Source organism: Rheinheimera sp., assembly GCF_036782235.1.
Taxonomy (GTDB): domain Bacteria; phylum Pseudomonadota; class Gammaproteobacteria; order Enterobacterales; family Alteromonadaceae; genus Pararheinheimera.
This window is the reverse complement of sequence record NZ_DAIPZL010000002.1, coordinates 136,077-148,885: the sequence shown is the minus strand read 5'-3', so window position 1 is coordinate 148,885 and position 12,809 is coordinate 136,077. Positions and strand designations below refer to the sequence as shown.

Genomic DNA, 12,809 nt, shown 5'->3' with positions numbered 1-12,809 from the left:
AGCTGTTACCAGCAGTTTTATTCGTCGCGTTTTTCGCGCCCTAACAAGTCAATAGCAGCTGCACGGGCATCTTTACCCTGATACAACACCTGATAAATTTGCTCGGTAATAGGCATCTCAACGCCAACCCGGGTGGCCAGGTTAAATACTTCTTTGGCATTGCGGTAACCTTCCACCACCTGGCCAATAGAAGTCATTGCCTCTTCCACACCTGCGCCCTGCCCCAGCAACAAACCAAAACGTCTGTTACGGGATTGGTTATCGGTACAGGTTAAAACCAGATCGCCTAAACCAGCCATGCCCATAAAGGTTTCTTTTTGGGCCCCCAGCGCACAACCCAAGCGGCACATTTCGGCTAAACCACGGGTGATCAGCGCAGTACGGGCATTGGCACCAAAACCAATACCATCGGCCATGCCAGCACCTATCGCAATGACGTTTTTCACCGCGCCGCCCAGTTGCACCCCAATAAAATCCGGATTGGTATACACCCGGAAAGTACGGCCACAATGTAATAAATCGGACAACACAGTGATAAATTCAGGATCGGTGGATGACAATGAAATTGCCGTTGGCAACCCCTGCGCCAACTCTTTGGCAAAAGTTGGGCCCGACAACACCGCTAAAGACACATCGTCCCCCAGAATATCGCGGGCAACATCCTGCAACAGGCGACCTGTATCGGGCTCTAAACCTTTGGTCGCCCAGGCCACACGGGCATGGGGTAACAAATAAGGTTTAATCTGCCTTAAGGTGTCGGCAAAAGCGTGACTTGGCACCACCACCAGCACATTCTGACTGGCAGCTACGGCCGATGCTAAATCGGAGGTTACCGCCAAAGTATCCGGCAGTTTAATATCCGGCAGATACTTATGGTTGATCCGATCTTGTTGCATCGCAGCAATATCTTGTTTACTGCGGCCCCACAACAGGGTCTGGTGACCATTACGCGCCAGACAAATCGCCAGCGCTGTGCCGTATGAACCGGCGCCTAAAACTGTGATAGCCGCAGACATAACAAAAGCTGTATTAGTTTGGCAGCTGAGCTTGCGCTTCAGCCTGGCGCTGCTGCATATATTGTGCAAACAGAGCGTCAAAGTTAACTGGTGCCAGGTTCAGTTGTGGGAAAGTACCACGGTTCACCAGGCTTGATACTGCTTCACGGGCGTATGGGAACAGAATGTTCGGGCAGAAGGCTGCCAGCATATGCGCCATTTGGGCATCATTTAACGCTGGTACTGAAAAAATACCGGCTTGTTGTACTTCACATAAAAACGCAGTTTCCTGACCGATAGTGGCTGTGACTGTCAGTGACAACACCACTTCAAACGTATTGTCGTCCAGTTTTTCACTGCGGGTGTCTAAGTCTAACTTTACTTCCGGAGCCCATTCTTTGCGGAAAATTGCCGGTGAATTTGGCGCTTCAAATGAAACGTCTTTCACGTAAATACGCTGAATTGCAAACTGAGCCTGCTGCGTGTCGGCTGCTACATTGTTTTGTTCGTCGGCCATGATGTGTCCTAGCTGAATTGAATGTTGTTATTTAAAAAGCAGAGTGTCCAGTTTTCCCTGCGCTTCAAGCGCGTGGAGATCGTCACAGCCACCAATATGTTGTTCATCAATAAAAATCTGCGGCACTGTCGTGCGGCCACCGGCTTTATTGATCATTTCCGGGCGAAGCTCTGGCTGTTCATCAATTTTGAATTCCTGAAACTGCACAGCTTTTGCGGTTAATAATGCTTTTGCGCGAACACAATACGGGCAATAGGCTTTAGTGTAAATAGTGACACTGGCTTGGTTCATTACTGCAAATCCTGTTATTTTTTCACCACAGGTAAATTAGCTTCTTGCCATTTGCCCATGCCACCACGCAGTACCGCAACCTTGCTAAAACCAGCCTGAATCAGCTGTTTTGCTGCGCCCTGGGCCGACATGCCGGCCTGACAGATGACAATAATGGGTGCGTCTTTATTTTTTTCAAGGGTCGCGATCTGACTGGCAAACTGTGCCAGTGGCATATTGCGTGCGCCGGTAATATGGCCCTTTTTAAAATCGTCAGCGCTGCGGATATCCACCAGCTGCGCATCTTCTCTGTTCACTTTAATGGTCAGCTCTGTTGGGCTGACAAACTGAATTTTTGATACTAAGGATTGCACCCAGCTGACCAGCAGCGCAATTAGAATGCCTGCCCAGGCCAGGCTGAGATAAGGATGATTACCGGCAAATTCGAGGTACTGTTGCATCAATTTAGCTTCCGTTATCCGATGATTTGGCGCCGAGTATAACGGCTTTCAGGGCCAAAAACAGCCCTGCATCCGCAGCCTCAGGCGGAAATTGCCACTCTTTGCCGCCGGTTGCACAATAACTGAACAAGGACGATTGGAGTCGCAGCTAAATTTCGGTAAGATGAATTCAAAATGATGATCAAGCAACAAGACGCGGAGTGGTAATGGCAAAGTCGGTGAAACCTTTGGTACTTCTGATTTTAGATGGTTGGGGTTATCGTGAAGATCCAACAGACAACGCCATAGTTCAGGCCAATACCCCTGTGATGGACAGACTGTGGCGCGATTATCCACACAGCCTGATTTCCGGCTCCGGTATGGATGTGGGTTTACCTGAAGGTCAGATGGGCAACTCCGAAGTAGGTCATGTCAATCTGGGCTCAGGCCGGGTGGTATACCAGGATTTTACCCGCATCACCAAAGCCATTCAGGACGGTGACTTTTATCAGAACCCTGTGCTGCTGAACGCAGTGCGCAGTGCAGCTCAGGCTGGCAAAGCCGTGCATTTAATGGGTTTGTTATCGCCAGGTGGTGTGCACAGCCACGAAGATCATTTGATTGCCATGATAGAACTGGCCGCCCGCGAAGGCGCCAAAGCCATTTACCTGCACGCCTTTTTAGATGGCCGCGACACACCACCACGCAGTGCCGAAGCATCACTGCAACGGGTTGCGGCAAAATTTGCAGAACTTGGTCATGGCCAGATTGCATCCGTAATTGGCCGTTATTATGCCATGGACAGGGACAAACGCTGGGACAGGGTACAACAAGCTTATGATCTGATTGTGGACGGTAAAGCTGATTATCAGTTTAACGATGCTATCAGTGCGTTACAGGCGGCCTATCAGCGTGATGAAAACGACGAATTTGTCAAAGCCAGTGTTATTTTGGGCAAAGATGGCAAACCTGTGCTGCTGCAGGATGGTGATGCGCTGATTTTTATGAACTTTCGTGCCGACCGTGCCCGTCAGTTCAGCCGCACCTTTACCGACAGCGATTTTCAGGGTTTTGTCAGAAACCGCCAGCCTCAGTTAGCCGCTTTTGTCCAGCTGACCGAATATGCCGCAGATATCAAAGCGCCGGTTGCTTATCCACCAACCAGTCTGAATAACGTGTTGGGTGAATGGCTGGCCAAACATCAAAAAACTCAGCTGCGGATTTCAGAAACTGAAAAATACGCCCACGTCACCTTCTTTTTCAGCGGCGGCCGGGAAGACGTATTCCCGGGTGAAGACCGTATTCTGGTGCCTTCGCCTTCAGTAGCGACTTACGATTTACAACCCGAAATGAACTCCACTTTGCTCACCGACAAACTGGTGGAAGCTATTCACAGTGGCAAATATGACGTCATTGTTTGCAACTATCCCAATGGCGATATGGTGGGTCATACCGGCATTTTATCTGCGGCTATTAAAGCAGTGGAAGCTGTTGATCATTGTATCGGCCGCGTGGTTGAGGCCCTCGCCGAGGTGGGGGGTGAATGTATTATCACCGCCGACCATGGTAATGCCGAACAAATGGTCGACCATGAATCGGGCCAGGCGCATACAGCACACACCAGTGACCCGGTGCCATTAATTTATGTTGGCCGCAGCGCCACCGCAGTTGAAGGCGGTATTTTAAGTGATATAGCGCCCACTATGCTGCAATTGATGGGCATGCCGGTTCCGGCCGAAATGACCGGCAAATTGTTGTTTAAACTCAATTGAGTATGCCGGTGCGCTCGTTTTTTCCTGCACCACTGTTGCTGAGCCTGCTGATGCTCAGCACAGTGTATGGCAGCACGGCCTGGGCGCAACAAAGCACCGCCAGTGCCCGCAAAGAGCTGGAATCGCTGCAGCAGGAAATTAAACAAACCGAACGTCAACGCCGCGACCAGCGTCAGGCGCTGAAACGGGCTGAAGCTGAACTGAAAAAAGCGGATCAGGTGTTGGCTGAAGCCAGCCAGGCCGTCAGAGCAGAACAAGACAAACTGCAGACTTTACAGCAACAACAACAGCAGCTGGAACAACAGCAGCAACAACTGGAACAACAACGGCAACAGCAACAACAATTGCTGGCCGCTCAGGTGAAAGCCGCTTATCAGGTTGGTGGCCACGATTACACCCAGCTGCTGTTAAATCAGCAGGATGCCAGCAAACTCGAGCGACTGCTTACCTATTACCAATATTTTAATAACGCCAGAATGCAGCAGCTGACTGCGCTGAAAGCCACAGTGGATGAACTGGCCGCGCTGAAGCAACAAGCCGACAGCAACAGGCTGGAACAGGAACAGCGCCTGGCGCAGCTGACAGCGCAGCAACAGGAGCTGGCCGCAGCCCGTCAAAGTCAGCATGCATCAGTTCAGCAGCTGCAGGCATTATTGCAGGATCAAAAACAGCAGCTGGAATACTTAAAAAGTAACGAACAAAGTCTGCAGGCCACACTGGCCAAGCTGAAAGCTCAGGCTGCCAACCGCAGATTAAAAAGTACCGGAAAAACCGGCTCTTTACCCTGGCCGGTAAAAGGCGCCATTAGCCAGCAGTTTGGTGCGCAGCAAGGCGGCGGCATGACCGCAAGCGGCGTGATTATTCAGGCGCCAACCGGCACTGCGGTAAAAGCAGTGGCCGATGGTCAGGTGATTTATGCCGACTGGCTCAAAGGTTATGGCTGGGTCACAGTGGTGGATCACGGCAATGGCCTGATGAGTTTGTATGGCAATAATCAAACTTTGTTAAAAACTCCGGGTGAAGTAGTGAAATCGGGTGATACTCTGGCACTGGTCGGTCAGAGTGGTGGACAAAATGCCGCCGGGCTTTATTTTGAAATCCGGCAAAAAGGGTCTGCCGTCAATCCTTTACGCTGGTTGCGGGCGCCTTAGTCAGGCATAATGGGCGCCGTATCATTCAGTTTGCTGCAGCCTTGCAGTCTTTTGGCGGTGAAATAACTTTCTGTGTGTAAATTCCGTTTTTTCTGCCTGTTGGCGTTTTTTTGTGTGGCTGCAAAAGCCCAGACCTTACCGCCCAAAGTTGCCATTATTATCGATGATATCGGCTTTCAAAAAGCCGATCCGTTATTAATTAAACTGCCTTACCAGCTGACTTTTGCTGTGATGCCTTTTACACCTCAGGGCAAAGAAATGGCGGAACTTGCCAAAGCACAACAAAAAGAAGTGATGTTGCATATGCCAATGGAAGCCGTGGCGCAAAATCACTTGCTGGGCAAAGGCGCGCTTAGAAAACCCATGTCAAAAGCAGAAGTGCAACAGGCGCTGCATAAAGCTTTGGCCGATGTGCCGCAAGCTGTGGGTGTCAATAATCATATGGGCAGTTTATACACCAGCCTGGCCGAACCTATGTTATGGACCATGCAGGTAATGGCTGAGCGCCAGCTGTATTTTATCGACAGTAAAACCACCAACCGCAGTGCTGTAGGCACCGCCAGCAGTCAGTATCAGGTCAAAAGCCGCAGCCGTGATATTTTCCTGGATAACGACAAATCTTATCAGGCGCTGGACCGGCAATTTAACCAGCTGTTAAAGCTCGCCAAACAACAGGGCAGCGCTATTGCCATTGGTCACCCCTACCCTGAAACCTATCGTTATTTACGCCGTAATCTCAGCCGGCTCAAAGCCGAAGGCATTGAGCTGGTACCGGTATCACAGTTATTAGCACTGCCCGCCCCTGTTGTTACGGCGCACAGGCCAAAACAACCCACAACCTCTGTGGTTGCAACTACAGCAACAGCTGACTCTGCCACAACTGCGCCGGCCACAGAGTCTGCAGCCAGCGGCACTCAGGTGCAAAGCGGTAAACGTCAGCTGAAGTTATCGCCTAAACCTGAGCACAACAAGAGTGGTGTCGCAGGCTCAGGTTCTGTCAGTCTGGTGTACCCGGCCACAACAGAAAGTGCCATCACGGCAGAGTCACATCAACCAGAGATACAAGCGGCAGAACTGTTGATTTGGCATCCGCCTTATCGCACTGATTTAGCAGGATTTAGTGTCCCGGCCGATGTACCACATGAACCCCAATGGCGTGTTCTGCTGAACACTGCGGCCACTAAAACTGAGTTAATGCCCTTTAGCGGCTTATTGCTGTTGCGTTAAAGCATCGCCAATCGCAGTATCCGGGGCTTCCCTGTCTGATGTTGGCTACTTTGATGTCGCTTTATTTACAACCTTCGTTGCTGTGACAAGAAAAGCCAAGCACAACAGCACACTCAGTGCCGGGTGCTGGTGACAAAGTAAAAAACCACCTCCATAGGAGGTGGTTTTAAATTGACAACAAAAAGGCAGCCAAAGCTGCCTTTTTATTTGTTGTGTGGCCCCTGTTATGGCCTGTTAAGCGGCGTCGACCATAGCGGCATGTAACTTTTTCATCGCATTTTTTTCCAGCTGACGCACCCGCTCAGCCGAGACCTGATAACGGTCTGCCAGTTCCTGTAACGTCAGTTTTTGGTTATCCAGCCAACGGGCACGGATAATATCCTGACTACGCTCATCCAGAGTACGCACCGCAGCTTGCAGACGTTCAATGGCTGCACCTTCGGACTGATCTTCTTCAAAGTTATTGGCTAAATCTGAAGATTTATCCTGCAGATAAAATACCGGCGCATTAAAATTGCTTTCGTCATCATCGTCCTGAGCATCAAAAGGCATATCGTGATTGCTCATCCGCGATTCCATCTCACGTACTTCGTATTCAGGCACACCTAAAGACTCAGCCACGTTTTTTACTTCTTCCTGGCTGAACCAGCCTAAGTTTTTCTTGGCTTTACGCAGGTTAAAAAACAGTTTGCGCTGCGCTTTGGTGGTGGCCACTTTTACAATACGCCAGTTTTTCAGCACAAATTCGTGAATTTCGGCTTTGATCCAATGAACCGCAAAAGAAACCAAACGCACCCCAACGGTCGGGTCAAAACGTTTAACTGCTTTCATCAGGCCAATATTGCCTTCCTGAATTAAATCGCCAATCGGCAGGCCATAACCAGAATAACTGCGGGCGATATGCACCACAAAACGTAAATGCGACATAATTAACTGGCGGGCCGCTTCTAAATCACCATGCTGCTGCAGGCGTTCCGCTAATGAACGTTCTTCCTCGGCAGACAGCATCTGGATACTGCTGACCGCATGGGTATAAGCCTCCAGGCTTCCGCTACCAGCGACCGACAGTGTCATAAGTTGGGATGCTTTTGTCATATGAACAGCTCCTGCAAGGATTAAAGTGGAATCATCTTAGCACTCTTTGATTGAGAGTGCTAAACGAAGTTCCATCATTTTAAGATCCGAATCTTATAAACAACCGTTTTTCAGAATATCAAAGCATAAGGTAATTCAGCTTTTTGCGATATGCTCAAAACTGCAGTTACAGCCTTTTGCCACAAACCACAGATCCAACAGCCACTCATTACAAGGCCTGCGGCTATACCATCGCCGCAGCGCAGGAGTTGTAGTATGTATTGTTATATGGCACGCCAACCTATTCTGGATGCGCAAAAAAACTTATATGGCTATGAGTTGTTGTTCCGGGACGGAGAGTCCAACGCTTTTCCCAATATCAATGATGATGAAGCAACCTCTAAACTCATCACAGAACATCACTTATTGATGGGCGTGGAGAAAATCACCGGCGGTCAGCTGGCTTTTATCAATTTTTCCGCCGACACACTGATCCACCATTTTCCAACCTCAATTAACCCCAAAAGTATGGTGATTGAGATTCTGGAAACTGTGCCTATCAGCAAGGAGCTGATGACCGCCTGTAAACAGTTGCATGGTATGGGTTATCAGCTGGCGCTGGACGACCACGACTTTGACCCCAAGTGGGATATTTTTCTGCCTTATATCAGCATGATTAAAGTGGATGTACAGCAGTTTAATCTGCTGCAGATCAGCAAGTATGTGTCACGGATAAAACATTACAACGTCACCCTGCTGGCAGAAAAGGTAGAAACCGCCGAAGAATTTAATCAACTGCGACAGCTGGGTTTTCAGTTATTTCAGGGGTACTTTTTTGCAAGACCGGAAATGCTGAAGCACAAAAACATCAGCAGCAGCAAACTGAACCTGATGTTGCTGATTGCCGAAGCCAGTAAAGTTGAGCTGAACTTTGACGACTTGTCACAGATCGTCGAACGTGATTTAGGCTTGTCTTATAAGCTGCTGCGTTTTGTCAACAGCGCCAGTTTTGCCCGGGAAAAACCAATAGGCTCGCTGAAACATGCCATGGTGTATATGGGTGAAGCGGAACTGAAAAAGTTTATCGCTTTATTGGCGCTGGCCAATTTGAGTGAAAATAACGGCAGTGAACTTTTAAATATGTCAGTAGTGCGGGCCCGGTTTTGCGACCAGTTAGCCGCCTTAAACCAGGACGAGCTCAACCCACCTTCGGCTTTTTTAACCGGCTTGTTTTCACTGGTGGATGCTTTACTTGAGCAGCCGCTTGCTGGCTTGTTGCAAGACTTACCTATACTGCCGGAAATTAAATCGGCCTTACTGGAGCATCACGGCAAGCTGGGTCAGTATCTGGAACTTGCCAAAGCTTTTGAAAGAGCCGACTGGGAAAGCCAACAACAACTCACCCGTCAGACGCTGAATAAAGCGGTCGATTTAAGCCCGGTTTATCTGGAAGCGGTGGATTGGGCTCATGGTTTAATGTTAACCGCCAGAGAAGAAGATAAAGTGTAAAGAAAAAAGCGCTCAGTCTGTGACTGAGCGCTATTCATCAGGATTAAGGTTCAATTGCCTTAATATGGCTGCGCACCGCGATATAAGAGCCCACCAGACCTAAAGTCACCGCAATCAGCATCAGATAACCAAACTCACGTAAACTCAGTGAGTTCAGCACAAAGTCGCTTTGATACAACTGAGTGACAGTGGCAATGGCGCCTTGCAACCACCAGAGCATCAGTTCAACCACCAGAAAGGCCAAAAAGCCGCCAAAAACGCCAAGCCAGATGCCGGTGTACAAAAATGGCCGCTGGATAAAAGCGTCAGTGGCACCCACCAGTTTCATCACTTCAATTTCAGCTTTTTTATCCATAATCGACAAACGAATGGTATTACCAATCACCAACAGTGCTGCACTAAGCAGCAACACGGCAATAGTATAAACCGCCTGCTGCATCAGGTTCATCAGCGCTGCCAGCCGTTCCAGCCAGCTGATGTCGAGTTTTGCCAGCTCGACAAAACGTTCTTTTTCCAGCTTATGCATTAAAGCTTCAGCGGCCGCTGGCTGATTTTTCTTTGGTGTCACCAACAGAACATCAGGCAAGGGGTTTTGATCGAGAAAAGCTAACGCCTCACCAAAACCCGACTGCTGTTTAAACTCAGCCATAGCCGCAGCTTTATCAATCAGCCGCACTTTGGCCACCTCGGCATCGCCTTGTAACAAAGTGACAAGCGTGGCGATATCAGTGGCGTTGGCATCATTTTTTAAAAATAAACTGATTTCAAAAGATTCATCATAACTGCGGCTCACCTGCTGCACGTTTTTCACCAGCAAATGCAAAGTGGTTGGCAGTGTCATACTGATACCCAGCACAGCCACAGTGATCAAAGCCCAGAGCGGGCTGCGCCACAATTCACCCAGACTGGTTATCGCCTGACGTACATGGGTGAGCACAGCTCGCAGCAATTTTTGCAGCAAATTCGGTTGACTGGCAGTAGCACCAACAGCACGGCCGGCAAACAACATACTCATTCACCATCCTCCTGATGCGTCAGCCCATCATTAATCATCTTGCCGGCTTTGAGGGTCATAGTGCGATAGCGCATCCTCGCAATCAGGCCCAAATCGTGACTGGCCACCAACACCGAAACGCCGGCCTGATTAAAAGCTTCAAATACCCGCATAATGTCTTTGGAGAGATCCGGATCCAGGTTGCCTGTAGGTTCGTCTGCCAACAGCAGCGGTGGTTTATTCACCACAGCGCGGGCAATGCCCACCCGCTGTGCTTCACCACCGGATAAAGTGGCCGGCAGGCAGCGCGCTTTATCCAGCAGCCCAACCTGATCCAGCGCTGCGTGTACCCTTTTAGCCATTTCGCGGCCGGTAAAACCTTCAATCACCAGCGGCAGCGCCACATTGTCAAACACACTGTGGTTCATCAGCAGACGGTGGTCCTGAAATATCATGCCAACGTCACGGCGCACATAAGGAATTTGCCTGGCTTTGACCGTGCTTAAATCCACGCCGTTAATAAACACCTTACCGGCGGACGGACGTTCAATCAGACTGATCAGTTTAAGCAGGGTACTTTTACCAGCGCCGGAGTGGCCGGTCAGAAATGCCATTTCACCTTTGGCCAGTTCAAAACTGACCCTGTCCAATGCCACAAAACCGCCGCTGTAACCTTTGCTGACCTGCTCAAAACGCAGCATGTTCAGAATTCCTTATTAAATAATGCCCGGATAAAGTCTTTGCTGTTAAACACCCGCAGGTCATCAATACTTTCGCCCACACCTATGTAGCGGATGGGTAACTTAAACTGGTCGGCAATCGCAAAAATCACACCACCTTTGGCGGTGCCGTCCAGCTTGGTCAGTGAAATACCTGTCAGTTCAACAGCTTCATGGAACAACTTTGCCTGACTTAACGCATTTTGACCAGTGCCGGCGTCTAAAGTCAGCATCACTTCATGTGGTGCTGCGCCGTCGATTTTTTTCATCACCCGGACGATTTTTTTCAGCTCTTCCATTAAATGGGCTTTGTTTTGCAGTCGCCCTGCGGTGTCGGCAATCAGCACATCAATTTTGCGCGCTTTGGCTGCCTGATAAGCGTCAAAAATCACTGAAGCGCTGTCAGCGCCTGAATGCTGTGCAATCACCGGAATTTGGTTACGCTCACCCCACACCTGTAACTGCTCAACAGCAGCGGCACGGAAAGTGTCCCCTGCGGCCAACATCACAGATTTGCCCTGTTGTTTAAATTGTTGTGCCATTTTGCCGATGGTGGTGGTTTTACCCACACCATTGACGCCCACCATCAAAATCACAAAAGGACCGTCCTGGTGTTCAACCTGCAGCGGTTGTTCCACCACGTCCAGCAGTTCTGCCATTTCCTGCTGCAGTTTTTCATACAGACTGTCGGCGTCTTTTAACTGACGGCGGTCAGCATGCTGCACCAGCTGTTTAATCAGTTTCTGGCTGGTATCAACACCCACATCGGCCATTAACAGCTGGGTTTCCAGCTCTTCATATAAATCATCATCAATTTTTTTACCGAGGAACAAACTGGCTAAACCATTGCCCAGGTTCTGGCTGGTTTTGCTTAAGCCTTGTTTAAGCCGGGCAAAAAAGCCCGGTTTTTTCTCTGTTGTGGGCTGTGACTGAGCAGAAGGCTCACTAACTGGTGCTGCGACCGGCACTGCTGTTTCTGCCGGCGTGGCCTGCGACACCGCGCCCAGAGACTTTTCTTCGGCCTTTATTTCTGCGGTATCAGCAACAACCGGCTGCGCTGATACAGACTGCACCACAGTTTCAGTCAGTTCAGTGATCTGATGGCTTTGTGCACTTTGTTCACTCTGTGCTGCCGCAACTTCACTGCTGGTCGCTACAGGGGCAGGCGCTGCAGGTACCTGCTCTGGTTCAGCTGGCTGCGCCGGCAGAGATGTGGGCTGCGCCAATTGCGGTTCAATCTGTGCTGACTGCTGCTCGGCCGGCACTTCAGCAGTGTTTTGTTCTGTCACTTGCGCTTGTGGTTTTTTACCAAAGCCAAGCCAGGAAAAGAGTTTGTTAGGTTTTGTCATAGGGTTCGCTGTCAGAATACGGAAACTCAGGTAAAATCGCCGCTTATACTAACACCTTTATTATTCAGGCATAAACACCAGATGAAAGCGCGCCGCCCTGCAGCAAATGCCCCTACCCACAATGGCCCGGGTTTTGTCCGTATTATCAGTGGTCAATGGCGTGGCCGGCGTTTGCCGGTGCTTAATGCTCAGGGGTTAAGACCCACCACAGACAGAGTGAAAGAAACCTTATTTAACTGGCTGATGCAGGACACTGCAGGTCGTACTGTGCTGGATTGTTTCAGCGGCAGCGGCAGCCTGGCGCTGGAAGCCTTGTCGCGCCATGCTCACTTTGCCACGCTGTTAGAGCTGGATAAAACTGCGGTGCGACAGCTGCAACAACATTTGCAAACCCTCAAGTGCAACAATGCCGAAGTGATTGCTGGCAATTGTCTGCTGTATCTGCAGCAGACACCCAAAAGACAATATGATTTGGTATTTTTAGACCCGCCATTCCGGCAAAACTTATTATTACCTTGCGCCACCTTGCTGGAACAACAAGCCTGGTTAAGTGACAATGCGCTGATTTATGTCGAATGTGAAAAAGAACTGCCGGTTGCCCAGTTGCCGGCGAACTGGCGCCCGATCAAAGAAAGTGTGGCAGGCCAGCTGGCATACCGGTTATATCAACGCGGGCAACCAGGTCAAAGTGCGACAGACTGAGCAGCATACTTAAACTCAAACAAAAAGCCCGGTCAGTTTGACCGGGCTTTTTGTTTTTATCCAACTGTGGCATCAACCACAGCCAGATAA

Annotated in this window: 13 protein-coding genes; 5 read left to right on the top strand and 8 right to left on the bottom strand. The window is 49.7% G+C overall.

The genetic code is table 11. The features are described from left to right. Positions 1 to 17: 17 nt before the first annotated feature. Genes gpsA through V7P87_RS02880 form a run of 4 tightly spaced genes read right to left on the bottom strand, consistent with a single transcriptional unit; the run spans position 18 to position 2,243 of the window. Entirely contained in the window at positions 18 to 1,016 is a 999-nt protein-coding gene (gene gpsA / locus V7P87_RS02895; protein ID WP_333796083.1) for an NAD(P)H-dependent glycerol-3-phosphate dehydrogenase, read from the bottom strand. Positions 1,017 to 1,029: 13 nt separating this feature from the next. After that, positions 1,030 to 1,512: a protein-export chaperone SecB gene (gene secB / locus V7P87_RS02890; RefSeq protein ID WP_333796082.1), complete on the bottom strand. Its 483-nt coding sequence runs from the start codon at positions 1,510 to 1,512 to the stop codon at positions 1,030 to 1,032. Positions 1,513 to 1,539: 27 nt separating this feature from the next. After that, positions 1,540 to 1,803, bottom strand: a complete 264-nt coding sequence (grxC, locus tag V7P87_RS02885) for a glutaredoxin 3 (RefSeq protein WP_260655891.1) — start codon at positions 1,801 to 1,803, stop codon at positions 1,540 to 1,542. Positions 1,804 to 1,817: 14 nt separating this feature from the next. Then, entirely contained in the window at positions 1,818 to 2,243 is a 426-nt protein-coding gene (locus V7P87_RS02880; protein ID WP_333796081.1) for a rhodanese-like domain-containing protein, read from the bottom strand. Between the two features lie 206 nt (positions 2,244 to 2,449). Between V7P87_RS02880 and gpmM the strand changes: the two genes are divergently transcribed. The 3 genes from gpmM (at position 2,450) to V7P87_RS02865 (ending at position 6,372) form a co-directional block, all read left to right on the top strand. Next, complete coding sequence (gene gpmM, locus V7P87_RS02875) at positions 2,450 to 3,994, top strand: 2,3-bisphosphoglycerate-independent phosphoglycerate mutase (RefSeq protein WP_333796080.1); 1,545 nt, start codon at positions 2,450 to 2,452, stop codon at positions 3,992 to 3,994. A gap of 2 nt (positions 3,995 to 3,996) precedes the next feature. Beyond that, on the top strand, positions 3,997 to 5,145 hold the full coding sequence (locus V7P87_RS02870) for a murein hydrolase activator EnvC family protein (RefSeq protein ID WP_442967920.1): 1,149 nt from the start codon (positions 3,997 to 3,999) through the stop codon (positions 5,143 to 5,145). Between the two features lie 114 nt (positions 5,146 to 5,259). After that, complete coding sequence (locus V7P87_RS02865) at positions 5,260 to 6,372, top strand: divergent polysaccharide deacetylase family protein (RefSeq protein ID WP_333796078.1); 1,113 nt, start codon at positions 5,260 to 5,262, stop codon at positions 6,370 to 6,372. A 234-nt stretch (positions 6,373 to 6,606) separates the two neighbouring features. Here the strand turns inward: V7P87_RS02865 and rpoH are convergent, their stop codons facing one another. Further along, positions 6,607 to 7,467, bottom strand: coding sequence for an RNA polymerase sigma factor RpoH (gene rpoH, locus V7P87_RS02860; RefSeq protein ID WP_260655886.1), 861 nt, complete (start codon positions 7,465 to 7,467; stop codon positions 6,607 to 6,609). Positions 7,468 to 7,722: 255 nt separating this feature from the next. Between rpoH and V7P87_RS02855 the strand changes: the two genes are divergently transcribed. After that, positions 7,723 to 8,955 carry an EAL and HDOD domain-containing protein gene (locus V7P87_RS02855; RefSeq protein WP_333796077.1) on the top strand — a complete coding sequence of 411 codons (1,233 nt, stop codon included), beginning with the start codon at positions 7,723 to 7,725 and terminating at the stop codon, positions 8,953 to 8,955. A 43-nt stretch (positions 8,956 to 8,998) separates the two neighbouring features. Here V7P87_RS02855 and ftsX read toward each other — a convergent pair whose 3' ends face one another. The 3 genes from ftsX to ftsY are packed head-to-tail and all read right to left on the bottom strand — an operon-like array spanning position 8,999 to position 12,017. Then, positions 8,999 to 9,970, bottom strand: a complete 972-nt coding sequence (gene ftsX, locus V7P87_RS02850) for a permease-like cell division protein FtsX (RefSeq protein ID WP_333796076.1) — start codon at positions 9,968 to 9,970, stop codon at positions 8,999 to 9,001. Next, the gene (gene ftsE / locus V7P87_RS02845; protein WP_296295431.1) at positions 9,967 to 10,650 is read right to left on the bottom strand and encodes a cell division ATP-binding protein FtsE; all 684 of its coding nucleotides are present in this window, start codon (positions 10,648 to 10,650) and stop codon (positions 9,967 to 9,969) included. Before ftsE ends, ftsX begins: the two co-directional genes overlap by 4 nt. Positions 10,651 to 10,652: 2 nt before the next feature. Then, positions 10,653 to 12,017: a signal recognition particle-docking protein FtsY gene (gene ftsY / locus V7P87_RS02840; protein ID WP_442967919.1), complete on the bottom strand. Its 1,365-nt coding sequence runs from the start codon at positions 12,015 to 12,017 to the stop codon at positions 10,653 to 10,655. 81 nt (positions 12,018 to 12,098) lie between these two features. Between ftsY and rsmD the strand changes: the two genes are divergently transcribed. Then, positions 12,099 to 12,719: a 16S rRNA (guanine(966)-N(2))-methyltransferase RsmD gene (gene rsmD, locus V7P87_RS02835; RefSeq protein WP_333796075.1), complete on the top strand. Its 621-nt coding sequence runs from the start codon at positions 12,099 to 12,101 to the stop codon at positions 12,717 to 12,719. Positions 12,720 to 12,809: the final 90 nt, after the last annotated feature.